Source organism: Streptomyces sp. NBC_01142 (assembly GCF_026341125.1).
Taxonomy (GTDB): Bacteria; Actinomycetota; Actinomycetes; order Streptomycetales; family Streptomycetaceae; genus Streptomyces.
In genome coordinates this window covers 1,148,641-1,173,139 of the sequence record NZ_JAPEOR010000001.1, presented here as the reverse complement: position 1 = coordinate 1,173,139, position 24,499 = coordinate 1,148,641, and the positions used below count along the sequence as shown (strand labels likewise).

Annotated in this window: 22 protein-coding genes; 17 read left to right on the top strand and 5 right to left on the bottom strand. The window is 68.8% G+C overall.

Translation table 11 applies throughout. From position 1 onward, the window contains the following. Positions 1–1,983 precede the first annotated feature (1,983 nt). Positions 1,984–2,172 carry a hypothetical protein gene (locus OG883_RS05600; protein WP_266535746.1) on the bottom strand — a complete coding sequence of 63 codons (189 nt, stop codon included), beginning with the start codon at positions 2,170–2,172 and terminating at the stop codon, positions 1,984–1,986. Positions 2,173–2,194: 22 nt separating this feature from the next. Further along, on the bottom strand, positions 2,195–2,563 hold the full coding sequence (locus OG883_RS05595) for a hypothetical protein (RefSeq protein WP_266535743.1): 369 nt from the start codon (positions 2,561–2,563) through the stop codon (positions 2,195–2,197). Between the two features lie 494 nt (positions 2,564–3,057). Between OG883_RS05595 and OG883_RS05590 the strand changes: the two genes are divergently transcribed. The 9 genes from OG883_RS05590 to OG883_RS05550 all read left to right on the top strand — a co-directional run bounded on the left by OG883_RS05590 (position 3,058) and on the right by OG883_RS05550 (position 12,875). Then, positions 3,058–4,185 carry a PP2C family protein-serine/threonine phosphatase gene (locus OG883_RS05590; RefSeq protein ID WP_266535742.1) on the top strand — a complete coding sequence of 376 codons (1,128 nt, stop codon included), beginning with the start codon at positions 3,058–3,060 and terminating at the stop codon, positions 4,183–4,185. 111 nt (positions 4,186–4,296) lie between these two features. Then, positions 4,297–4,494, top strand: a complete 198-nt coding sequence (locus OG883_RS05585) for a hypothetical protein (protein ID WP_266535740.1) — start codon at positions 4,297–4,299, stop codon at positions 4,492–4,494. 75 nt (positions 4,495–4,569) lie between these two features. Further along, entirely contained in the window at positions 4,570–6,837 is a 2,268-nt protein-coding gene (locus OG883_RS05580) for a (Fe-S)-binding protein (RefSeq protein WP_266535737.1), read from the top strand. A 246-nt stretch (positions 6,838–7,083) separates the two neighbouring features. Next, positions 7,084–7,449, top strand: coding sequence for a hypothetical protein (locus OG883_RS05575; protein ID WP_266535735.1), 366 nt, complete (start codon positions 7,084–7,086; stop codon positions 7,447–7,449). Between the two features lie 637 nt (positions 7,450–8,086). Next, entirely contained in the window at positions 8,087–8,614 is a 528-nt protein-coding gene (locus OG883_RS05570; protein WP_266535732.1) for a transglycosylase SLT domain-containing protein, read from the top strand. Positions 8,615–8,702: 88 nt separating this feature from the next. Continuing rightward, positions 8,703–9,839, top strand: coding sequence for an LCP family protein (locus tag OG883_RS05565; protein WP_266535730.1), 1,137 nt, complete (start codon positions 8,703–8,705; stop codon positions 9,837–9,839). 571 nt (positions 9,840–10,410) lie between these two features. Further along, a complete protein-coding gene (locus OG883_RS05560) occupies positions 10,411–10,932 on the top strand; it encodes a hypothetical protein (RefSeq protein ID WP_266535727.1) in 522 nt (173 codons plus the stop codon). Then, positions 10,922–12,079, top strand: coding sequence for an MAB_1171c family putative transporter (locus OG883_RS05555; RefSeq protein WP_266535724.1), 1,158 nt, complete (start codon positions 10,922–10,924; stop codon positions 12,077–12,079). The genes OG883_RS05560 and OG883_RS05555 overlap by 11 nt, the downstream gene beginning before the upstream one ends. A 13-nt stretch (positions 12,080–12,092) precedes the next feature. Then, on the top strand, positions 12,093–12,875 hold the full coding sequence (locus tag OG883_RS05550; RefSeq protein ID WP_266535721.1) for an SDR family oxidoreductase: 783 nt from the start codon (positions 12,093–12,095) through the stop codon (positions 12,873–12,875). A gap of 78 nt (positions 12,876–12,953) precedes the next feature. Here the strand turns inward: OG883_RS05550 and OG883_RS05545 are convergent, their stop codons facing one another. Further along, positions 12,954–13,856 (bottom strand): DUF2867 domain-containing protein, encoded by a 903-nt coding sequence (locus OG883_RS05545; protein WP_266535718.1) that lies wholly within the window; start codon positions 13,854–13,856, stop codon positions 12,954–12,956. Between the two features lie 52 nt (positions 13,857–13,908). Here OG883_RS05545 and OG883_RS05540 point away from each other — a divergent pair, with 52 nt between their 5' ends. Further along, complete coding sequence (locus OG883_RS05540) at positions 13,909–14,496, top strand: TetR/AcrR family transcriptional regulator (RefSeq protein ID WP_266535715.1); 588 nt, start codon at positions 13,909–13,911, stop codon at positions 14,494–14,496. 27 nt (positions 14,497–14,523) lie between these two features. Here OG883_RS05540 and OG883_RS05535 read toward each other — a convergent pair whose 3' ends face one another. Then, positions 14,524–15,636, bottom strand: a complete 1,113-nt coding sequence (locus tag OG883_RS05535) for a Ku protein (RefSeq protein ID WP_266535713.1) — start codon at positions 15,634–15,636, stop codon at positions 14,524–14,526. A gap of 49 nt (positions 15,637–15,685) precedes the next feature. Here OG883_RS05535 and ligD point away from each other — a divergent pair, with 49 nt between their 5' ends. From ligD to OG883_RS05520, 3 genes are all read left to right on the top strand, one after another. Beyond that, positions 15,686–16,585 (top strand): non-homologous end-joining DNA ligase, encoded by a 900-nt coding sequence (gene ligD, locus OG883_RS05530; RefSeq protein ID WP_266535710.1) that lies wholly within the window; start codon positions 15,686–15,688, stop codon positions 16,583–16,585. After that, a complete protein-coding gene (locus OG883_RS05525) occupies positions 16,582–17,511 on the top strand; it encodes an ATP-dependent DNA ligase (protein WP_266535708.1) in 930 nt (309 codons plus the stop codon). Before ligD ends, OG883_RS05525 begins: the two co-directional genes overlap by 4 nt. Positions 17,512–17,593: 82 nt before the next feature. Beyond that, entirely contained in the window at positions 17,594–18,025 is a 432-nt protein-coding gene (locus OG883_RS05520; RefSeq protein ID WP_266535705.1) for a DUF4440 domain-containing protein, read from the top strand. A gap of 12 nt (positions 18,026–18,037) precedes the next feature. On the opposite strand, the gene OG883_RS05515 is transcribed toward OG883_RS05520, so the two are convergent. Continuing rightward, positions 18,038–18,841, bottom strand: a complete 804-nt coding sequence (locus OG883_RS05515) for an NERD domain-containing protein (protein WP_266535702.1) — start codon at positions 18,839–18,841, stop codon at positions 18,038–18,040. A gap of 115 nt (positions 18,842–18,956) precedes the next feature. Between OG883_RS05515 and OG883_RS05510 the strand changes: the two genes are divergently transcribed. From OG883_RS05510 to OG883_RS05495, 4 genes are all read left to right on the top strand, one after another. Then, entirely contained in the window at positions 18,957–21,113 is a 2,157-nt protein-coding gene (locus OG883_RS05510; RefSeq protein ID WP_266535700.1) for a HEAT repeat domain-containing protein, read from the top strand. Then, positions 21,110–21,421, top strand: coding sequence for a zinc-ribbon domain-containing protein (locus OG883_RS05505; protein WP_266535697.1), 312 nt, complete (start codon positions 21,110–21,112; stop codon positions 21,419–21,421). The genes OG883_RS05510 and OG883_RS05505 overlap by 4 nt, the downstream gene beginning before the upstream one ends. A 241-nt stretch (positions 21,422–21,662) precedes the next feature. Next, positions 21,663–23,042, top strand: a complete 1,380-nt coding sequence (locus OG883_RS05500) for an FtsW/RodA/SpoVE family cell cycle protein (protein WP_266535694.1) — start codon at positions 21,663–21,665, stop codon at positions 23,040–23,042. Beyond that, positions 23,039–24,496 carry a penicillin-binding protein 2 gene (locus tag OG883_RS05495; RefSeq protein WP_266535691.1) on the top strand — a complete coding sequence of 486 codons (1,458 nt, stop codon included), beginning with the start codon at positions 23,039–23,041 and terminating at the stop codon, positions 24,494–24,496. Before OG883_RS05500 ends, OG883_RS05495 begins: the two co-directional genes overlap by 4 nt. Positions 24,497–24,499: the final 3 nt, after the last annotated feature.

Here is a 24,499-nt window from a genome sequence, read left to right as displayed (position 1 = left end):
GCCCCCCGGCCGCGCAACAAGAATTGGAGCAGGTGCCGCTGACAACGAGTCAGGTGTCAACGCCTGCTGCGAGACATTTTCAGCCGTTGTGCTCTCTGCCGGGCCGTACGCAGCTCAGTAAATCTCCGAGGTGCCGCGCAGTGCCCCTGAGCCAGAGAAGACCTACGGGATGTGGCTAGGCCAGGCCTTTGGGCGCCCCGCCATGCCGGACAACAACCGGCTCCACTGGAACGCTCCGAGCAGTAGCTAATCAGACAACTCCAGCAGCCATAAACGAAGAGTTCATCGTCGCCACTCCCGCGCCTCTAGCCTCTGCTTTCCCAGACGCCTCTAGCGAGCGCGTGCATTGTTGGCACTGGCCCGTCGGGACCGTGACTGTTGATCATGGTCGGTGTGGTGGGGAACCGACTACGTGCAGCGACCACCCGCAGCCAGCGGATATCGGGATTGTCGCCCGGCATGGTTGCTGAACCCATCGGGGAGACCAGCCCGTTGTGGCACGAGCAGCACCAATCTGGTCTCGTGTCACGCCCCCATCACCGGTCCGTGGGCGCCGGGGCGAAACACAAGCTGGTATTCGTCGACCAGCTGCTGGCCACCGTCATCCGACGTCCGGCTGCGTACCCTCGGCGAGGTCATTGACCACCTCGGTGCGAGCGGGCAGACCGGAATCATGGACGGGACCGAGCTCCGGTCCTTGCGCCCTCCGGGCGCAAGGACCGGCAGAGTTCATCTCCGGGAAGAACAAGCAGAACACCGTCAAGTCCATGGTCGTCACGGACGCTGCCGGGCAGCTGCTGTTCTGCAGCCCGGCAGTGTCGGCAAGCTGCGCGGATATCGCCCACGCCCGCCAGTTGGGCCTGGTCAGGCTACTGACCAGGCCCTGCGGTCGGGATCCTCGCCGACGCCGGATACCAGGGCCCTGGCGACCAGACAGGCGGGCGCGTGGTGACACCACCGCACCGCAAGTTCAAGTGAATGCCCTGGGCTGGTACGAGGAGATGCATGAACGCCAGCGCAAAGCCCACTCCTCCCGTCACATCCGCGTCGAGCACGGCATCGCCCAGCTCAAGAACTAGCGGGCCCTTGCCCGCCACGACGGCCGCCGCGAGCACCTGACCGACGTGATCCAAGCAGTCGCCGGACTCCCCCCAGACCAGCACGCCGCGACCCTGTCCGGCGATTCCCGAATATGAACCCTGAGGGCAAGCCACGGTCTTTGACGCGCCGGCGTCAACCATGCACGAGCTCGCGGTCAACAGCGGATGCCCGGGAGAGCCCCTAGGCTCGCCTTGGGCCCCTGTCGCCGCTGGTCAGGCCGAAACAGAGGCCCAGAAGCGCGATGATTCCCAAGCTCAGCATCCCGGCAACGTCAGTACGGTCGAGGGATCTCGCGTGCGTCCAGCGCAGCGGAGTAGCGCGTCAGCAGAGCGTCGAGGTCGACGAGGAGAAGTCCGGCCGTTTCGCGGGCCCCGGTCACAGGCTTCCACCACCTCAGCAACGTCGCTGCGAAGGATGGAGAGAGAGTCACCCTGGATCAGCACACCGGGGAACCGCCGACCGGGCAGGCGCACCACAGCGTTGTTCCCACCGTCCGTGAGCAGCCCAGCCTCAACACGTTCCATGAGGCCATCCAACCTGACATCACCCTCTGACATCAACGACAGCAGACCGGAACGGCGTTGGGCGATCGCAAGCGGCCGGGTCGCGCGCGGCCAAGTGCTTGTCAGCCACAGCTGATCGAACTCCTGAAGCGGATGTATCACACCGCGGCGCGGCCTCCTGGTACCGCCTCGGGGCCGTGAAAGGCGCTCAGCGAGCAACAACGTTGACAACCACCGACAGCTCCGCAGATCGCAGCGTTGAGGGCTTACGTGACCGCAGGTCGGAGACCCGCCGCATTACTTCTTCGGCTACTGAGCGAACCTCTCAGGGATTGCGCCAGATGGGTATCGAATCGCGCCTGCGGCATCAACTGGGCACCTAACCATTCCTCTTGGCGACGATGGCGACCGTGAGAGTTCCCGCAGCAGCCACCAACGCAGCAATCAGCTCTCCAGTGGCGCCACCGCTGAGGATGCCGACGGCTGCCACACCCGCGAACGCGAGCACCACGACAGAGGCCAGGGAGACATTGAACTTCAGCTCTGTGCGGCGCTGTTCAGGAGGCACCGCTGCCCCAGTCGGTCGGACCTTACGCTCCATAGATATTCACCCCTGTCGTCACAGAGACCAGCAGCACCATCATCCCCGCCAGGTCGGCTAGAACGACGTATGACCATCCTTTGATCCCTCCCGTCCCGTCGTAGCAGAGGACCCGAACGAGTACCGGCACCACAAGCATGCCCACAACGCAGACAAAAAGCAGCCCGACCAGTACATCTACGCTCGCTTCACCTCGGGCTGTGGCCGAAAGGAGGGTTAGCGCCAACGCCACGCCCGCTGTAACGACCCAGTCAATCCACAGGACCGCGTCTTCCAGAGTTAGATTGACCTTCTTCCCAGGTGGCGGCTCGCGCGAAATAACCTTCATGATCAACTGCATGCCGGAAACGATGCCCATCAGCACGAGCGTGATCCCCCAAGCCGGCACGGCTCCTCCCCAAATTCGCGAGGTCGGGAGTCTTTCAGAAGATCCAGCCGATCATCACTGAAGTCTCACAATTAGCCCGGATAGGTGAACATCTGCTCACGAATAGACAACCTAACAAAGCACCATACGCACATTGACGTATTGACGTCCTTGCTGAACCCGATCGGCGATGCAGCCCGACACTCCCCGAAGTGACAACGACGGGAGGCGTAGCGCTAAGCGCCGATCGGAACTGGTGACCGATCGCGAAGGTCCCGCGCGACCGCAGCGAGCGGCAACAGACGCCCGCCTGAATGGCGGTCCGTGCAGCATTTGAGTGACTTCACGAGAGGGCCCTCCATCGCCTGACGCGCTGATCATCAGCGGATGAGCCGCTTGGGTCCGTCTTCAAGGCTCACCAGGCCCGGGAGGCCGGAAAGAGCGACAAGTGGAACAGCGGGCTTCGACAAGGCAGGCTTGTACCCATGCGGACGATCTTCCGCTCGTCTCCTCGACCGGGAGCGGGCGGTCACAGCCGGGCCGTTCTCTTCACGCTCGCGCAGTGTGTGCCCTTCGCGATCGCCCTGCTCGTGGTGGGCATCGAGCTCTCACCTGCACACTTTCTGTATACCGGCCCCCTCCTCATCGCGACTCCGGCGCTGGCCGCGGTCACCATGGGCCCCAAGGGCACCATCTCGGCAGCGGCTTTGGCTCTGGCCGTCAGCATCACCACCGCCACCTACAACCAGGCGTGGGGCAGCCAGCAGGTCTACAGCAACCTTCTGGCTCTTCTCGTGGTGTCGGTGGCCAGCATCACCACGAGTAGCGCCGCGCGTACCCGCAGTCGGAACGAGCTCAACCAGGTCCGCCGGATCGCCGTGGCAGCACAGGAAGTCATCCTGCGGCCTGTACCCGCCCGGCTGGGTCCGGTGCGGGCGGCCAGCATGTACCTCGCGGCCGAGTCGGGGGCACAGATCGGCGGCGATCTGTACGAGGCTGTGGAGACCCGCTACGGGGTCCGGCTGATCGTGGGGGACGTTCGGGGCAAGGGGCTGCCCGCTGTGCGCGCGGCCGCCGCTGTGCTGGGCGCGTTCCGGGAGGCCGCTCACTATGAGGATGAACTGGCGGAGGTAATAAACCACTGCGCGGCCGCGCTGAAACGGGAGTACCCGGTGTCGGGTGCGGTCGATCAGGAAGCTCTGTTGGAGGGCTTCGTCACCGCGGTCGTGGCCCAGGTGCCGGACGGACCCGTGGTCGAGGTGGTCAACCGTGGCCATCACCCTCCGCTGGTACTGCGCCAGGGCAAGGTCCAGACCCTGATGCCCGCGTTCCCCTTGCCGCCCATCGGCTTGGAAGACTTCATCACCGGTCCTGCCGGCAAGGCGGAGAGCTATCCGTTCGCACCCGGCGACCGTCTGCTGCTGTACACCGACGGCGTGGTCGAAGCCCGTAATCGTGACGACGACTTCTTCGCCCTGCCCGAGGCCATGGAAGCGCTCGCCCACACCCCGCAGGAGTTCCTGGAACAACTGCACCAGGGGTTGATCCGACACACCCAGGGCTTCCTGGCGGACGATGTGGCGATGCTCCTCGTTGAACGGCTCGACGAATGAGTCGGTCAGGCCGACGCAGTTGCCGCCCCATCCAGCGGCTCCGGCTCCCCGTCGGCCAGTCCATGTAGCGAGGTCGCCACGGCGTACCGGTACGCGGCCGGAGCGATCGAGGTGCTTGCAGCGCTTGCCCCGGACATCGGCGCCGCCGCCCGGGCAGCAGCGCGGGAGGTGTTCACGATCCTGGACGAAACCCTGCCGGCCATCGACCGGATCGCCGTCGATCGGGCCGTACTGCTCCCGGAAAGTACCGAAGCGTCAGCGACGCAGATCACCGCCGTGCGGCGCCATGGAGCCTGTGATCCTGGGTAATGTCAGCGAAAATAGCAAAGCTACCGCTTAGTATTTCTGGAAGAACACCCGCTCTCGCAGGCCCGAGGAGCCCTCATGCAACTCGCCGCGATCATCGTGTCGCTGACCCTGACCGTGGTCGGCGTTGCTCTCATCGCCCGAGCCGTCGCGCAGATCTACCACTTCGTCAGACTCGGCCAGCCCGTGCCCGCGGGGAGCCGCGCCAATGACCGCGTGGCACGCAGCCTCACCCTGGCCAAGGAGTTCGTCGGCCATACGAGGATGAACCGCTGGGGCATCGTCGGCGTCGCGCACTGGTTCGTCGCCGTCGGCTTCCTGACGCTCGGACTGACGATCGTCACCGCGTACGGCCAGCTGTTCAAGGCCGACTGGGTACTCCCGGTGGTCGGCGGCTGGCTGCCGTACGAGATGTACACCGAGTTCATCGCGCTCGGGACGACCGTCGGCATCGTCATCCTGATGGCGATCCGGCTGCTGAACCTGCCTTCGCGGGCCGGCCGCAAGTCACGCTTCGCCGGCTCCAAGGCCTGGCAGGCGTACTTCGTCGAGTACGTCATCCTCACTATCGGCGTCTGCATCATGGCGCTGCGCGGGCTCGAGGGCGCGATCCACCACGTCGAGGGCTACGAGCCGGGGTACTTCGCCTCGTATCCGCTGGTCCTGACCTTCAAGGACCTGAGCCTCCCGGTGCTGGAGAACCTCGTCTACTTCTTCGCCATGGTCAAGCTCGGCGTGACCATGACCTGGGCGATCACCATCGGCCTCAACACCAACATGGGTGTGGCCTGGCACCGTTTCCTCGGCTTCCCGAACATCTGGTTCAAGCGGAACGCGGACGGTTCCACGGCCCTCGGCGCGCTGCTGCCGATGACGTCCGGCGGCAAGGAGATCGACTTCGAGGACCCGGGCGAGGACGACGTCTTCGGCGTCTCCCAGGTCGAGCAGTTCTCCTGGAAGGGCATCCTCGACTTCTCCACCTGCACCGAGTGCGGCCGCTGCCAGTCCCAGTGCCCCGCCTGGAACACCGGCAAGCCCCTCTCCCCCAAACTCCTCATCATGTCGCTCCGCGACCACGCCCACGCCAAAGCCCCCTACCTCCTCGCCGGCGGCGGCAAAACCATCGAAGGCGACGAAAAAGCCTCCCCCGAACAGCTGGCCGGCGTCCCCGCCGCCGCCCTGGCAGAGGCCGAGCGCCCGCTGATCGGCACCGCCGAGGAAAACGGCGTCATCGACCCCGACGTGCTGTGGTCCTGCACCACCTGCGGCGCCTGCGTGGAACAGTGCCCCGTCGACATCGAACACATCGACCACATCGTCGACATGCGCCGCTACCAGGTGATGATCGAGTCCGCGTTCCCCTCCGAGGCCGGCACGATGCTCAAAAACCTGGAGAAAAAGGGCAACCCCTGGGGCCTGGCCAAGAAGCAGCGCGTGGAATGGACCAAGGAAGTCGACTTCGAGGTCCCCATCGTCGGCAAGGACATCGAAGACCTCACCGAGATCGACTACCTGTACTGGGTCGGCTGCGCCGGCGCCCTGGAAGACCGGGCCAAGAAGACCACCAAGGCCTTCGCCGAACTGCTCCACATCGCGGGCGTCAAGTTCGCCATCATGGGCGGCGACGAGAAGTGCACCGGTGACTCCGCCCGCCGCCTGGGCAACGAACCCCTCTTCCAGCAGCTCGGCCAGGAAAACGTGGCCATGCTCAACATGGCCTACGGCGAAGACGACGACGAGACGACCAAGAAGCCCAAGTCGTCGAAGAAGATCGTCGCGACCTGCCCCCACTGCTTCAACACCATCGCCAACGAATACCCCCAGCTGGGCGGCGAGTTCGAAGTCATCCACCACACCCAGCTGCTCCAGCACCTCATCGACGAGGGCCGGCTCATCCCCGTCACACCCGTCGACGGCCTGATCACCTACCACGACCCCTGCTACCTGGGCCGCCACAACAAGATCTACACACCCCCGCGCGAGATCATGTCCGCCGTCCCCGGCCTGCGCCAGCAGGAAATGCACCGCCACAAAGAACGCGGCTTCTGCTGCGGCGCCGGCGGCGCCCGCATGTGGATGGAAGAGCGCATCGGCAAACGCATCAACACCGAACGCGTCGACGAAGCCCTCTCCCTCAACCCCGACATCGTCTCCACCGCCTGCCCCTTCTGCCTCGTCATGCTCACCGACTCCGTCAACGGCAAGAAGAACGACGGCCAGGCCAAAGAAACCCTCCAAGTCGTCGACGTCGCACAACTGCTCCTCGACTCCGTACGCACACCCCCCACCGACCCCACCCCCACCCAAGAACCCCACGACACACCAGAACCCGAACCAGCCAAGTAACCCAGACACCCCCACACACAGAAGCGGCCGGACCTGCCTCGGGGGCAGGACCGGCCGCTCCTGCATACAGACCCCACAGCCGACGGGAGGTACGGGGTGCCAAGGACCCGCCCTCCACGGCTTCGCCGAGAACGGGGTTCTCGCGTGTGTGCGGCGACGTGTCGTACCTGGCCTCCGCCCACCGGCACGGCCTCGCCCCCGCGGCCCCCGGGGCGGCGACCCGCACCGGCCTGTCACCATCGGCGGATGGATGAACTGGAAGGCTTCTGGCACGCGGCACGCGACGGCCTCTTCTGGAAACTGCTGTTCGTCGGGGGCGGCAGAGGATGGGTCGAGTACGGCCGCGAGGGCGCCTACGCGTCCAACACCGAGTTCACCTGGTCGGCTCCCGAGCCGAACCGTCTTGAGCTCACCTACGGCGACTGCCGTGAGACGGAGGACGGCGACATGAGGATCATCTGGCCGGCGGACGAGCACACGGCTCACGCATTCACCGTCACCAGGCAGGACGACGCACTCACAACCCTGACGCTGGTGCCCCCGCTCAAGAGCATCACGGTCTTCACGAGGAAGGCTCTCCAGCCCCTCCACGCGCGCAGGAACCAGACCTGACGGCCGAGGCTGATCCCGTACGGGAAGTCGCGCCAGGGCGAACTCGCCTCCGGGGAACGGGAGATGTCCGCGGCGGGGCGAGCCGCAGCCGGTACCCGGCGAACGTTCGCACGACCGTCCCGGCCCGCCCCGGCCACCCCGGCCACCCCGGACCGAGCGAAAAGCACGCCCCCACCGCACGCTCCGGATGCCCTCGCCGGGGGTCACATCCCCTTGCCTGGGCCGCCCAGCGCCCCTGCACCCCTTCTTTGCGCACCAAGGGTGACAAGGTCGCGACCGCGAGTCATTCAATGCCTGCCGAAACGCCCCAAACCGGCCGCTGCGTGTGAGCCCGCCCATAGGAGCCACGTCACTTCCTAAGCGCGGTAGTAGGGGCTTTTTCCGTACTCCGGCGCAGGCATCCTCCACTCGAGCCCATTACGGACATACCTGCGTAGTTCGGTAGTACGTCACATCGTTGCGTCCTCCGCCGGGCGCCGTTAACCATGGCTGTCGTTCCGGGGAGCCGAGTGCCGGACCGGGTGGATACCGCCCGATTCGACCGCACCGGCCCACGTTGCGGAGCCCCCGCTCCGCTCCAGCCGTACCGACCACGGTCGGCCTCCCCGACACGTCCCCTATGGAGAGGTACATCCGCATGACCGCGCACACCCAGATCAGCAACCGCATCGCCCGGCTCCGCAAGTTCTCCGTCGCCGGCATAGCCACCGCCGGTGCCGCCGCAGCGGCCCTCACGATGGTGCCCTCGGCCGCCCACGCCGCCGAACCGGCTTCGGTGAGCGCCTCCACGGCCAAGGTCGCGGCGGCCGACGCCCCGGCGGCCAAGAAGGCGAAGAAGGCCTACCCGAACACCCTCGACGGCTGGATCAAGGAGTCGCTGGCCATCATGAAGGCCAAGGGCATCCCCGGCAGCTACGAGGGCCTGCACCGCAACATCATGCGTGAGTCCGGCGGCAACCCGAACGCCGAGAACGGCTGGGACATCAACGCGCAGAACGGCACGCCGTCCAAGGGCCTGCTCCAGGTCATCCAGCCGACCTTCGACGCCTACCACGTCACGGGCACCCCGAACGACCTGACCCACCCGGTCGCCAACATCACCGCGGCCGCCAACTACGCCGCCGACAAGTACGGCTCCATCGACAACGTCGACTCCGCCTACTGAGCGACCGCCTGCTGAGCGACCGGCCACTGAGCGACCGCCTACCGAGCCACCGGCTACTGAGCCACGGCGAACGAAGGACTGACAGCGCATGCCACACGCGAGCGGAGACGACCACCTGGCACCCCCGGCCGGCGCCCCCACGCCGGCCGACTACGGGCCCGGCAAGGTATACCGCTCCCGGCGCAGGGCACGGCTGAGGTCCCTGCGGATCGCCGCCTGGGTCGCCCTCGGAGTCGTATCAGTCGGCGGAGGCGGGCTGGCCTACCTCTGGTCGCAGCTCGACGGCAACATCCAGGGCACCGACATCAACACGGCGCTCGGCCACGACCGCCCCGGCGAGCAGCACGACGGCTCGATGGACATCCTCCTGCTCGGGTCCGACTCGCGGGCGGGAACGCACGGCCAGTACGGCACCGGCGTCAGCGGCGCCCGGTCCGACACGGCGATGGTTCTGCACGTCGACAAGTCCCACCAGAAGGCCAGTGTCGTCAGCGTCCCGCGGGACACGATCGTCGAACGGCCCCACTGCGCGAAGCCTCAGGGCGGTACCGCGCCGGCCGAGCACCAGGCGATGTTCAACGAGTCCTACCAGGTGGGCGGACCGGCCTGCACCGTGAAGACGGTCGAGAAGATGTCGGGCGTCCGCATGGACCACTACCTCGAAGTCGACTTCAACGGCTTCACGAAGCTCATCGACGAGCTCGGCGGCGTGGACATCACCACCAGCAAGGCCATCAAGGACGACAGCAGCCACCTGTCCCTGACCGCCGGCAGGCACACGCTCAAGGGCGAGCAGGCGCTGGAGCTCGTACGGACCCGGCACGCCGTGAGTGACGGGAGCGACCTCGGCCGCATCCAGCTCCAGCAGGCGTTCATCAAGGCGCTGATCCACCGCTTCGACTCCATCGGCCTGGCGAGCGACCCGACCAAGTTGTACGACCTCGCGGACACGGCGACCCGTACGGTCAGCGCCGACTCCGACCTCGCATCCGCGAGCAAACTGCTGCGCCTGGCCAAGGACCTCAAGGGCATCACCCCCGGCCATATGAACATGGTCACCCTGCCGGTCACCTACGACCCTCAGGACCCGGGACGGGTCGTGCCTCTCGACAAGGCCTCCCACCGGGTGTGGGACGCGCTGCGCGACGACCGTCCGATCCCGAGGTCCGCGGCGAAGAACTCGGTGGGCGACAGGGGCGATTCACCGGTGACCGCCGGCACGTGACCCGCTCGAGAATCCTGCTCGTACGCGCCGGGGGCACTTCGCAGCAGCCGGCATGAACGACTCTCCGACCCGCGACAGCGCCACAGACACGAGCCGGACCCACTTCCACCGGGTCCGGCCCTTTGTCGTTGCTGCGCGCCGATCGCGAGTGAGTGGCGAGTGAGACGGCGCCGGGCCGGCGGGTGACCGGCCGTCAGCTCAACCCCGACAGCAGGTGATGGCTTGATCACCCAGCCTTCTCGGGCCCGCCCTTGCCAACTCGTGCGGATCTTCTGTACGCATGAGGGCCGGCGCCCGTCCGTCTCGGCGGACCGTCGGGCCTCCAGTACAGACACGTCGCCGCATACTCAACTCAGTACTTCATTGCTTCATTCAATAATCCATCGCCGTGATCATCGTCCCCGTACCCGCCACCCGGCGAGAACCCCTGCGCGCGATCCTCGGATTCCACCCGTCGAGTGCCACCAGGGCGCGCGTTTTTCACACAGCCGCTCTGAAGGGTGAGGATGTCATGCCGCCTTGCACACACACCTATCATCGCTGCGCGCAGAATGGGCAAAAAGGGGAGCACATGCCGAACCAGTATCTAAAATTGCGTCGGCGTTGCGAGCTCATACTGAACAACATTGAACTACCCCGCCCGTTCTCCCTGGATGTTCTGTGTGAGCGGGTGTCAGAACAACGGGGAAGGCCCCTGCACCTTCGCCCGCTGCCGCGAGAAGCGGCTGAATCCGGGGTCTGCGGGCTGTGGATCGGAACCACCACCGCCGACCACGTCTTCTACGAGGCACAGACCTCCCCGGTGCACCGGGAGCACATCGTGCTGCACGAGATCGGGCACATGCTGTTCGGCCACAACACACTGGATCAGCGGAAGGGCGACGACGTCCAGGCGCTGCTGCCCGATCTGGATCCGGGGCGCGTGCGGCGTCTCTTCGGGCGCACCAACTACACCACGCGCCAGGAGCGAGAGGCCGAAATGCTCGCCAGTCTGATACGGATGAGAGCGGATCAGCCGCAGGAGGAAAAGCCGCAAGGGGTACTGGAGAAGCTTGAATCGGCCCTCGGCGTAAGGGCGTCGGATGTCGTCTGACATAGCGGAGTTCGGAAATTCCCTCGCATACCCGAGTGTGGTGTGCTTATGGCTCGCCGTACTGATGCGTTCTCCCGCGGCCGTTCGTTCGCAGCGCCAGCGCGGACTGTGGCTTGCGGTTGCGACGGCGGCTGCCGCCATGACGCTCAATCTCCCCGACGTCGTCGATCTCGCCATGAGGGGCTCGGAATCAGCCCACTTCGTCGCTCTGACGAGGAACATGACCGGCGTCCTGTCGGCCGGCGCGGTGCTCTTCTTCGTCGCTGCCTCCACCGGCGGACGACGGCTGAAGACCGGTTCATGCGTCACCGTCGGCATCCTGATGGGTGTCCTGGTGACGCTCGACATCATGGCGAGTCCGCATCAGGAGCACGGCGTCCCGCCCGTGGGAGATCCCTCTCCCACGCTCGGCTACTGGCTGACGCTGATCGCTGCCCACCTGTTGGCGAACACCGTCTGTGTCTTTGTCTGCTGGCGCTACAGCAGGCACGCGGAGAGCCGCAGTCTCGCTGCCGGCCTGCGCCTCTTCGGAATCGGTACGGCGCTGGCCGGGCTCTTCTGGCTGGCATATCTGGTCCGGGTCACCCTCGACAGCACCTGGGCTCTTCCCTACCTGCCGCTCCTCATGAATCTCCACGCCCTGTTCCGAGCGGCGGCCCTCCTGGTACCGACGCTCTTCATACTGCGTCGTACGGTGACGGACAGCGCGGCCGCATGGCACCTGTGGCCGCTGTGGAGCGACCTCGTGCAGGCCGTGCCTCATGTGGCCCTGACCAAACCGCGGGCGAGAATCGTCGAGTTGCTGTGGCCGCCGGTCCCCCGCAGGCTGCTCGTGTACCGCAAGGTCATCGAGACCCGCGACGCCATCCTGATCCTCAACGAGTACATCGAGCCCAAGGTCCCGGATCTCGCTCGCAGTCACGTGGCCGCCGATGGCGTTCCGCCGTCGGACAGCGACGCAGCCGTGCTGGCCTGTGTGATCAAGGAGGCCCGCAGGGCGAAGATCAGCGGCAGGCCGCAGCAGCAGAGCTCCTTCAGTACCTCCACTCTCGAGAGCAGCGACCTCGAGGACGAAAAGAAGTTTCTCGTCGACGTGGCACACGCCTACGGTTCAGCCTCCACTCGGGCCTTCAGGCCCTCACTCTGAAAGCGATGTTCTCTTGACCACGGTTCTGATCACTGGCGCCAGCGCGGGCATCGGTGCTGCGTTCGCCCGCCGCTTCGCGGCCAAAGGCTGCGACCTCGTCCTGGTCGCCCGCGACAAGGAGCGCCTCGAAAGCGCCGCCAAGACGCTCCGGACGGACTTCGGGATCTCCGTGGACGTCCTTGCCGCGGACCTTCTCGAGCCGGCGGAATGCCGGACGGTGGAGGACCGGCTGGCCGCCCGGGACCGGCCCGTCGACGTTCTGGTGAACAACGCCGGCTTCGGACTGGCGGCCCCCTTCCCGTACAGCCCGGTGGAGGACGAGGAGCGGATGCTGGACCTGCTGGTCCGCGTACCGCTGCGACTCAGCCACGCCGCCGTGCCCGGGATGCGGGCGCGCGGGAGGGGGGCCATCCTGAACCTCTCGTCCGTGGCCGGCCTGCTGCCCACCGGGACGTACGGCGCCGCCAAGGCATGGATCACGGCGTTCAGTGAGTCCCTGCGCGTCGACCTGGCGCCGTACGGGGTCCGCGTCCTCGCCGTCTGCCCCGGCTTCACACGTACGGAGTTCCAGGACCGGGCGGGGATGGATGTGAGCTCCCTGCCCTCCTCGGCGTGGCTGGAGGCCGACGCGGTGGTGAGCCAGGCGCTGAAGGACCTGCACCACAACCGGCCGGTGAGCATCACCGGTTGGCGGTACAAGGCGTTTGCCCTCGCCGCGCGGCACCTGCCGCGTGCTGTGGTCGCCAGGAAGATGGCCCGCCCCCGTAAGGCCCCCGTCACGGCCGACGCAGGCTGACACCGCGACCGACGCAGGCCGGCCGTCACGCCAGGCAGGGGCCGGCCGTCACGCCAGGACAGAGGCTGATCGCCGCCGTCAGGTGGACTCCTCCTGCTCGAGGGACATCACGCGCTCCGCCGCCGACGGCGCCGCGAATGCCAGGCGGCGGTGGGTGCGGCGGAGCATCGTGCGGGACATGAAGGGGTGGAAGCGGCGGACCACCGCGAAGTAGAGCCGGCCGCGCCGGTTGTGGGTCTTCACCACCGTGGTGAGTGTGACCTTGTCGTCGACGATCAGGACCGAGGCGCGGAAGTCCAGGTGGCTCGCGTCCTCACCCAGCAGGAGTTCATGGGGCGCGGTCGCCCGGACCGGGAAGGGGAGGACCCCGCTCCAGGCATGGGGGTCGCGGGGCATTCCCGGGGCCAGGGGGAGTTGCCAGGCGTCCGAGAAGTCCGGGTGGGGGAAGGCCTGATGGGCCAGTGCGGCATCAGGAGACACCTCCACCGCGGTCGGGCGCTCCCAGATCAGGCGGTGCAGCAGGCGCGACCGCCTCGATGGGCGGGCGGATCGCAGTGCAGCGCTCGGGGTCGCGGCCCGGGTGATGTTGTCGAGGAGTTCCTCGACATACGTGTCGTGCATCGGGCTGATCGCCAGGGACCAGGTCAGGGCAGCCTTCCACCCCTGCTGCTGTTCCAGAACATGCCGGACCCGGCAGCGGTCGGCGGCCAACGGCTCTATTTCGAGGGCGTGGTGGCCGTTGTCCGGCGGGGTGAAGTCGAAGCGGATACTGCGGCCGGGGTCGTACGCCCCCACCGAGTAGCGGACGAAGCCATGCCCGCCGTCCGCGCCGACCGCGAGGGGGCCGTCGAAGAGGATCGGGGGCCAGGCCGGGCTCGGGCTCAGTGGGTCGTCCGGGGACGAGAGGCGGCCGAGCAGGTCGCCCACCACCTCCGCCGGGGCCTCGACGACGCGCTCGTGGACGTTCCGCAGCATGCGCATGCCCGCACCTCCATACGGTGGCGTATGTTCAACCGTACGGTACCGTACGGACATGGTTCAGGCAGGACGGGCGGGACAGGGACGCAGAAGACTCACGGCGCGCGACTGGGCCGACGCCGCGCTCGCCGCCATCGGGGAGCGCGGGCTCGCCGCCGTCGCGGTGGAGCCGCTCGCCGCCCGGCTCGGGGCCACCAAGGGCAGCTTCTACTGGCACTTCACCAACCGGGACGCGCTGATCGAGGCCGCGCTGGCCCGGTGGGAGGAGATCTCCACAGAGGAGATCATCACCGCCATGGAGGCGGAGCCGGACCCCGAGAAGCGGCTTCGCTCACTCTTCGCCGAGGTGACCGCATCCGCCGCCGAGGATCCGCTCGAGGTCTCCCTGCTCGCCACCGCCGACCATCCCCAAGTCGCCGCCGTACTCAAGCGGGTGACGGAGCGTCGCGTCGGCTATGTGGCGCACCTCTTCGAGGAGTACGGGTTCCCGCCGGACGAGGCGCGGCAGCGCGGGCTGCTCGCGTACACCAGCTATCTCGGGCACACCCAGCTGAGCCACGCCGTACCGCAGACCCTGCCCGTCGGGGCGCAGCGCAGCGACTATCTGGCGTACGTCATGGACACCCTGCTGCGCCGCGCCTGACGAGCCCGCGCGTGGGCGAGGGGCCGGTCAGGCCGAGGCGCGCTTCTTCGGGGCGGCCTTCTTCGCGGTGGACTTGGACGCCTGCTTGGACGCCTGCTTGGACGCCTGCTTGGACGTCGACTTGGCAGCGGTCCCGGCCGTGGACTTGGCGGTGGCCTTCGTCGCCGTCTTCGTGGCCGCCGTCCTGGCCGTCTTCGCCGTGGACTTGGTGGCGGTCGGCTTCTTGGCGGCCGCGGCCTTCTTCGCCGTGGACTTCTTCGCGCCGGCGCCGCTGCCGCTCGGCTTGGGCGAGGCCGCCGCCGTCCGCTTGCGCGGTGCCTTGATCGAGGTGACCTCCGCGACGTCCCCGCCCTCCTCGCCGCGTGCCTCCTTCGCCGCGCGCACGCTGTTCTCCAGCGCGGCCATGAGGTCGATGACCTTGCCGCCACCGCGCTCTGCCGGGGTGGCCTCGGGGGCCACCTCGCCGCCTTCCACCTTTGCCGCGATCATCGTCTCCACGGCCGCCCGGTAGTCGTCGTGCAGCGATTCGATGTCGACCTCGCCAAGGGTGTCCATCAGGGCGTCGGCCAGGTCCAGTTCGGCCTCCCGGATACTCACCTCGGTCTCCGGGGCGACCTCCTGCGTGGGCCGGATCTCGTCGGGCCAGAGCAGTCCGTGCATGGCGATCACATCGTCGACGACGCGCAGCATGCCGAGACGCTCCCGCCCGCGCAGGGCGAATTTGGCGACGGCGACCTTCTGGCTGCGCTTGAGGGCTTCGCGCAACAGGGTGTACGGCTTGGCGGCCGGTACGCCGTTGGCCGACAGGTAGTACGCCGCGTCCATCTGGAGGGGGTCGATCGACGACGCCGGCACAAAGGCGACGATCTCGATCGTCTTCGCCGTGGGGAGCGGGAGCGTGGCGAGATCCTCGTCGGTGATCGGGATGATCGATCCGTCCGCGTCCTCGTACCCCTTGCCGATCTCGGCCGTCGGCACTTCCTTCTCCTCCAGCTCGCAGACCTTGCGGTAGCGGATCCGGCCGCCGTCGGAGGCATGGATCTGACGGAAGGAGATGGAGTGGTTCTCGGTGGCGTTGACCAGCTTGATCGGGATGCTGACCAGACCGAAGGAGATCGCGCCGTTCCAAATGGATCGCACCTTTGATCCCTTTCATCCGATTTTTCGGGATTCGTGGGATTCTCATCGTATGACGCCGATCACGGAGGTGGAGGGGCGGCGCCTGGCGCTCACCAACCTGGAGAAGGTCCTCCACCCCGCCACCGGGACCACCAAGGGCGAGATCCTGCACTACTACGCCACCACGGCAGGGGCGATCCTCGCTCATCTCCACAACCGTCCGGTGTCCTTCCTCAGATACCCGGACGGCCCCGACGGGCAGCTGTTCTTCACCAAGAACCCGCCGCCCGGGACCCCCTCCTGGGTGCGGACCAGCGAGGTGCCGCGCTCCGACGACAAGCACGCGCGGCAGGTGGTCGTACAGGATCTGGCGTCGCTGATCTGGGCGGCGAACCTGGTGGTGGAGTTCCATACGCCGCAGTGGCAGGCGGACACTCCGGCCGTCGCCGACCGCATGGTCTTCGATCTCGATCCGGGCGCGCCCGCGACGGTCACGCAGTGCTGTGCGGTTGCGTTGTGGCTGCGCGAGCGGCTGGCCGCGGACGGGCTGCACGCGTACGCCAAGACCTCGGGATCCAAGGGGTTGCATGTCCTGGTGCCGCTGGAGCCCACGCCGTCCGAGAAGGTGTCGGCGTACGCGAAGAGCCTGGCTGTCGAAGGGGAGGCGGCGCTGCCCGGGCTGATCCTGCACCGGATGACCCGCTCCCTGCGGCCGGGGAAGGTCTTCGTCGACCACAGTCAGAACTCCGCCAAGAAGACGACCGCGACCCCCTACACCCTGCGCGCCCGCACCGAACCGACCGTCTCGACGCCCGTGACCTGGGACGAGGTCGAGGCGGGCGCCGACAGCGGCAGCGGCAGCGGCGAGAATCTCGTCTTCCGGATCGGCGACATCGCGCCACGCCTTGAGCGGTACGGGGATCTGCTCGGACCGCTCGTCAATCTCAACCGCGCCAGGCCGCTGCCATGAGACCGTCGAGCGCGCCGCCGCGGCCTCCCGTCAAGGTCGCGCTCGCCGAGTCGGTGAGCGTCCTGCCGCGCGGGGCGGGGCTGGCCTACGAGCCGAAGTTCGACGGTCACCGGATGGTGATCTTCCGGGTGGGCGGCGAGGTCTTGCTCCAGGCCCGTTCGGGGCGGATCATCACCTCCGCCTTCCCTGATCTCGCGGACGCGGCACGGCAGTTGCCGGACGGCACGGTGCTCGACGGCGAGGTGGTGGTCTGGACGGAGGGGCGTACGGATTTCGCCGCCGTACAGAAGCGCGCGGCCGCCACGCCCGGGCGGGCCCCCGCCCTCGCACGCCGGCTGCCCGCGTCGTACGCCGCCTTCGATCTGCTCGCCGAGGACGGCGAGGATCTGCGGCTGTCGGCGTACGAGAAGCGGCGCGGGCGGCTGGTCGCGCTGCTCGGCCCGCTCGGCCCGCCGCTGCAGCCCGTGCCGATGACCCTGGACGCCGGGGAGGCGGAGACCTGGTACGCGACCCTGCCCACGATCGGCGTCGAGGGGCTGGTGATCAAGCGTCTCGACCAGACCTACCGGGGCGGCACGCGCGCGTGGCTGAAGCTGCGGCACACCCATGCCCGCGATGCGGCCGTCGTCGGCTTCACCGGGACGCAGAAGCGGCCGGCCGCGCTGGTCCTGGTACTGCCGGACGACGACACCCCGGTGGTGTCGAGCCCGCTGGCGCCCGCACTGCGGGCCCAGGTTGCCGGCGTGGTCGCGGGACGGACGACCGGCAGGACCGGTACGGCGGTGGCGGTCGGTGTGGGCGATGTCCCGTACCAGGCCGTGGAGCCGGGACTGGTGGCCGAGGTGGGGCAGGGCACGACACGGCACACCGTCACCACCGTGCTGCGGCTGAGGCTCCCCGGAGATCTCGACCGGACAGGTGATTAATCAAGTTTGACTAGATAGCGATCCGGGGTTACCTTCTCCAGAGTTCCCGAGTAGTCAAATTTGATGAGGCCGAGGAGACAGCATGACGTTTCTGCCCGACACCGGATACACCCCCACCGCCGAAGAGCTGGCGAGCATCCAGGAGTGGTTCGCCGCCTACGACGCGCACAGCGCCAAGCGCGAGGTCGAGCGCATGGCGGACATGGCCGTCTTCCCGCTCAATCTGGTCAGCGACGACCCGGCGGGCAACGGCGCATCGGCCCAGTGGGACCGGGCGCAGTTCATCGAGACGATGGGCCATGTGATGGGCGACGGCAGCGACGACATCACCTTCGAGTCCACGCGTACGCCCGTCTTCCTCTCCCCCGCCATGGCCGTGGTCTTCACGGACTCGACCATGACCATGGACGGACAGACCCAGCAGCTGCGGTACGCCGACATCCTGATCAGGCAGGACGGGAAGTGGGCGTTCCAGACCATGCTCCAGGGCGGCTGGGGCGACAACCTCCGCTGAGTCAGACAGAAGTCACGCCCGCAGCCAGGTGCGCCGGTCGCGGGCCGTCGCGTACAGCGCGTCGATGTCGGCGGGCTTCAGTACGCCGCCGAGCCCGGCCAGCGCGGCCACCTCGTCGTCCCGCAGGATCCGTACGTCGGGCGGCGCCGGAACGACGTCCAGGCGCGCCGGTGCGACCACGGCGAGCACCGGGCGTACCGCGGTCGCCAGCGCGAGGGTGGCGCGCTCGGCCCGGCGGCGGGTCAGACGCAGCTGCGGCTCCGGCCGGCCGCGGCCGACCCGGACCACGGGGTCGGCGACCCGCACACGCATCCGGCGGGCCTGGAGGGTGTGGACCGCCAGCACTCCGCCCGGGCCGATCGCCAGATGGTCGATGAGGTCGGCGCCCGGCAGCGGCACCGCGTGCAGGATCCGCCAGCCCGCGCCCTCCAGCCGGTCCAGCGCGTCGCCCAGCAGCTGCTGGGCGGCGAGTTCGGCGCGTCGTGGGTCCTGGCGGAGGAGGCGCGGGGACGCCCGGACGTGGTCGAGCTCGGCGTGCAGCGCCTCGCCGGGGCGGTTGGGCGCCAGGTCGTCGTCGGGGTGGAGGGAGAGCCGGACGAGGTCGGCGGAGGTGGGAACGGCCGGCGGCCCCACGGTGACCTCGCCGGTGAGATACGGCCCCAGCACGGCGAGCACGTCGGCGCGATAACGGTCGTGGACCAGGCTGACCCGGCCGCTGTCCCTGTCGTACCAGGCGACATGACGGCCGACCGGGAGGCTGACGTACAGCCGGTCCCGGCCCTGCCCGCGTGCTGGTGTGACGCGCAGTCCGGTCATGCCACCACCCCCCGACCATGGGACCAGCCCCCGGGCCTTCGCTGCAATAACCCCGCGATGTCCGAGCAGTGGTGCACACTCTCCCCAAGCACAAGCTTCTCGGGAGGGGGCAAGCGTGTTCGGGGGGATCGACGAGGTCGACTGGGCGTCACTGAGGCATGCCTACGGCCCGGCCGACGATGTGCCGGAAATGCTGCGAGGGCTCGCCTCCGCGGACCCCGCAGAGCGTGAGACGGCACTCGACGGGATGTACGGGGCGGTGCATCACCAGGGCGATGTGTACGACTCCACGCTGGCCTGCATCCCCTTCCTCCTCGAGCTCGTGGCCAATCCGGCGCTCCAGGACCGGGGTGGCATCGTCGAGCTGCTGACCAGCATCGGCGGCATCGATCTGGACGGCGACGACGAACTGGACCCGGAGGACGAGGAGTTCGTGTATGCCGCGAACTACGCGATGGCCGCCTCGGCCGTGACCGCCGGGGCGGACGTCTTCCTCGGTCTGGTCGGCGCCGAGGACCGCGGGGTGCGGCTCGCGGTCCCGCTCGCACTCGCGACGCTGCACGACGATCCCGCGTTGGTGCTCGGTCTGCTGCGGGAGCGGCTGGGCACCGGGCCGCGGTCCGAGCCGGACGCGGAGGTGCGCTTCACGTGGGTGGAGGCCGCGGGCCGGATAGCGCTGCGGCACCGGAGCCTCGCGCCCGAGGTGGTCGAGTGGCTGTCCGGGCTGACCCGGGTGCCGTACAGCGCCGGGCTGCGGCTGGCCGCTCTCGCCCAGCTCGCCCGCTGCGCCCCGGACGCGCTGCCCGCCGATGTCGTACCGGGGGTGACCGGCCTCCTGCGCGAGCTGCGCGCCGGGCCGGTGGCACCGCCGCCGCCCGCCGAGCGCCCGTCGACGCCGACTCTCGTCGGGCGGCTGCGTGAGCTGCACGAGGCGGACACAGCCGGCCGGGGCGCGCCCTGGACGGCGGATCTGCTGCGTACGCTCCACTCCGGTCTCGGCGACCGCGTCGACGACCGGATCGCGCTGCTGGCCGACCAGCTGTGCAGCCCCGACTGGGGGCAGCGGATCGATGCCGTACGGATGAGCAGCGGGCTGCTGGGCACCTGGCGAGGTGCGTACGAGGAGCTGGTCGGCCTGATCGGGGAGCAGCTCGCCGATCCGGAGCCACGGCTGGCCGATGCGGCCGCGGCCACGCTGGAGGAGCTGTTCGGCCTTGCCGCGCCCGCTGCGGACGCACTGGCGGACCGGGTGGCCGCCGACCCCGGGGCCTGGGTGCGGGAGTGGGCGAGCGGGCCCCCCTCGCTCGGCAGCGCGATATCGGCCCTGGCACGGGCGGGTGACCGGCGGGCGGTGCCGGTGCTCGCGCGGGCGCTTGAGCGGGACGAGGCGCCGCACGACCTGGGGTATGCGCTGGGCCATCTCGGTGCGGCCGCCGCGCCGCTCGCCCCCGCGCTCCGCCGGCGCCTGGGAGAGACGGAGCTGGACGACCGGCTCTACGACCGGGCGGGACCGCTGCTGTACGGACTGGCCGCGCTGCGGGCCGCCGAGGCGGTGCCCGAGGTGCTGCGCGTGCTGCGGGGCGCGCCCGAGTACCGCAGGGAGTGGGTGATCGAGTCGGTGCTGCGGGCGCTGACCGCCTTCGGGCCCGCGGCGCGCGAGGCGATCCCGGATCTGCGGATGCTGCTGCGCGACTGCGGCTCGGACGCCGGCTTCGGCGCGGGCGTGTACTTCGACCCGGGAACAGGGTTCGGCTCGGGCTCCGGTTCCGGCTCGTCGGCGTCGCTCGCGGCGAGGACCGCGGGAGCGCTGTGGGCGATCGAGGGGGACGCCGGGGCCGTCCTGCCCGTGCTGCGTACCGCCCTGGGGGCATCGGACTCGGGGGCCCGGCGGACGGCGGCGACGGCGCTCGGCTCGCTGGGTGCGGCGGGTGCTGACGCCGCACCCGCGCTGCGTGAGCTGCTCCGGGCGGCCGAGCCGTGGACCCGGGTGGACGCGGCGATCGCGCTGTTGCGGGTGACGGGCGACCCCGAGAGGGCATGGCCGGTGCTGCATGCGGCCTGGGAAGAGATGCCGTACACCCGGGTCCAGACCGCCGAGTGTCTGGCGGGGCTGAAGACCGACGCGGCGCAGCTGCTTCTGCGCGGCGAACTCGCATCCGTACGCCGCCACAACGCGATCGACGGCGGGTACGGCAGTCATGACATCTTTACGGACGAGAAGCTGCTGGCCCTGTGCCGGCAGGCACTGACCCGGGAGGGACCAAAAGCATGATCATCTTTGGCACCAAGGGCTACCTCTACCAGCTGGCGATACTGACACTGGTATGCGGACACTGCGGGAACCCGTCCGCGCACACACTCAGGAAGCGCGTCACCAAGTTCACGCTGTTCTTCGTGCCGCTGTTCCCGTTCTCGACGAAGTACGGGACGCAGTGCACGTTCTGCGGCGTGGAGCAGACGATCACCAAGGAGCAGGCGGAGCAGCTGCAGATGCAGGGCGCGCAGGGCGGGCAGGGCGGCCAGGCGTACGGGCAGCCGCAGTCGCAGCAGCAGCCCGGACAGCACCCGTACCAGCACTGACGCCGACCGGCGGGCGCGGACGGCGGCAGGGGCGGACCGGGGGCAGGGCGGACCGGGGGCACGGCGCAGGCCGAGCCCCGGGCCGAGTGCCGGGCGGTTGGTGCCGGACCGGTCCGCCGGGCCCGGCAACGGCACTGCGCGAACAACTATGGGTGACGGTTGCCCGACTGACGAAGTGTCGCAACAGTGAACACTGAGACATAAAGGGACATAAGCCCCGCGTCTTGCTACGTTGCGTGCCATGACCGGAACGACGGCGGACGCTCCCCCGCCCGAGCTACGCCTCCCCAAGCGGCGAGGCGTCGAGCTCTCGCTCCTCGTCTGCGCCGTCCTCATCTCCGTCTACGGCTATGTCAACGTGGGCCTCGCCCGGCACAACGCCGTGCCGCCGGACGCCGCGGGCTACGGAGCGAGCCTCGGCGTCCTTGCCCTCCTCGCCCATCTCGCCGTCCGCTTCCGCGCCCCCTACGCCGACCCGCTTCTCCTGCCCATCGCGATCCTCCTCAACGGCGTCGGCCTGGTACTGATCTACCGGCTCGACCTGGAGACCCCGAGCGACGCGGCCGCACCCACCCAGCTCGTCTGGTCCGCCCTCGGCGTCGCCCTGTTCATCGTGGTCGTCGTCCTCCTGCGCGACCACCGGGTCCTGCAGCGGTACGCGTATCTCTCGGTCGCCGCGGCCCTCGTCCTGATGCTCGTGCCGATCTTCTTCCCCGCCGTGAACGGCGCCAAGATCTGGATCCGGGTCGGCGGACTCTCCTTCCAGCCCGGCGAGTTCGCCAAGATCCTGCTCGCCGTCTTCTTCGCCGCGTACCTCGCCGCCAACCGCAACGCGCTGGCCTACACCGGCCGCAGGATCTGGAAACTCCAGCTCCCCACCGGCCGGGTCCTCGGCCCGATCGTCGCGATCTGGCTGCTCAGCGTCGGCGTTCTGGTGCTCGAGCGGGACCTCGGCACCTCGCTGCTCTTCTTCGGCCTCTTCGTGATCATGCTGTACGTGGCGACGGGCCGGACCGGCTGGATTGCCGTCGGCCTGGTGCTGGCCGCGGCGGGGGCGGTCGCCGTCGGCGCCCTCGAACCGCATGTCCACAGCCGTGTCGAGGACTGGCTCAACCCCTTCGCCACCATCGACGCCGGCCAGGGACCCGGCCAGGTCGCCCAGTCGCTCTTCGCCTTCGCCGCCGGCGGGATGCTCGGCGCGGGCCTGGGGCTCGGCCACTCCATCCTCATCGGCTTCGCCGCCAAGTCCGACTTCATCCTCGCGACCGCGGGCGAGGAGCTCGGCCTGGCCGGACTGACCGCGATCTTCCTGCTGTACGCACTGATGGTGGCCCGCGGATACCGCGCCGGACTCGCCCTGCGCGACCGCTTCGGGCGGCTGCTCGCCGTCGGCCTCGCCTCGATCCTCGCCCTCCAGGTCTTCGTCATCGCGGGCGGTGTGATGGGCCTGATCCCCCTCACCGGCATGGCGATGCCCTTCCTCGCGCAGGGGGGATCGTCCGTCGTCACCAACTGGGTCATCGTGGCGCTGCTCATCAGGGTCAGCGACTCGGCCCGCGCCCCGCACCCCGACACGGCCGAGACCGGGGTCATCGTCCCGGCCCTGGAGGCCGAGCGGTGACCCGCTGCATCCGGCACGCCGCCGCCTTCTGTCTGCTGCTCCTTGTCGCGCTGCTGGTCAACGCGGCCCGCGTGCAGATCTTCCAGTCCCCCTCGCTCGACAAGGACCCGGCCAACCGCCGTATCGCCATTGCCCGTTACGACCAGCCGCGCGGCAACATCCTGGCCGGCGACAAGCCGGTCACCGGCTCCAGGGACACCGCCGAGCAGCTCCGGTACGAACGCACCTACCGCCACGGCGCGTTGTACGCGCCGGTGACCGGCTACGCCTCGCTGACGTACGGCACCAGCCTCATCGAGAACGTCGCGGACGGCATCCTCTCCGGTACGGATTCCCTGCTCTCCCCGGTCCCCTACCGGAGCGACTTCAGCCGCACCCGGCAGCCGGGCGGCAATGTCGTCACCACCATCAAGCCCTCGATGCAGCGGGCGGCCTTCGCCGGTCTCGGCGGCAAGCGGGGCGCGGTCGCCGCGCTCGAGCCCTCGACGGGGAGGATCCTGGCGCTGGTCAGCAGCCCTTCGTACGACCCCGGGCTGCTCTCCGGCACCGGAAAACGGGTCGCCGACGCCTGGGCGAGGCTCAACGGCTCGACCAGCCAGCCGATGCTCAACCGGGCCATCCGGCAGACCTATCCGCCCGGCTCCACCTTCAAGATCGTGACGGCCGCCGCCGCGCTGGACCGGGGGGTCGTCGCCGACGTCGATGCGCCCACCCGCACACCCGATCCGTACGTCCTGCCCGGCACCACGACCACACTCCCCAACGAGGCGGCCGGCTGCCGCGACGCCTCGCTCGCCTACGCCATCCAGTGGTCGTGCAACACCGTGATGGCGAACCTCGGCGTGAAGATCGGGCAGGCCGGAATGCTGGACGCGGTCGGCAGGTTCGGCTTCAACGACAGCAGGCTGCGGATCCCCTCCGGTGTGGCCCCGTCGCACTTCGACACCACCATGAGCAAGGACCAGCTGGCGCTCTCCTCGATCGGGCAGTTCGACACCAGGGCGACGCCGCTGCAGATGGCGATGGTCTCGGCGGCGGTCGCCAATGGAGGGGATCTGAAAACCCCCTATCTGGTGGACCGGGTGACCACCTCGGACGGCGGCACCGTCTCGCGGTACGGCCCCAAGCCGTACCGTGAGGCGATGTCCCGGGCAACGGCCCAGAAGCTGAGGCAGCTGATGGTCACTGTCGTCGAGAAGGGGTCGGGCCACAATGCCGCGATCGCGGGGGCGACGGTCGGCGGCAAGACCGGTACGGCGCAGCACGGCCTGGACAACACCGGTACGCCGTACGCCTGGTTCATCTCCTGGGCACAGGCGGACAACTCGATCCGGCCCAACGTCGCGGTCGCCGTGGTCGTCGAGGACACCTCCGTGAAGCGCGACGACATCAGCGGCGGCGGGAGCGCCGCCCCCATCGCACGGGCGGTCATGGACGCGGCGCTGCGAGAATGAGTG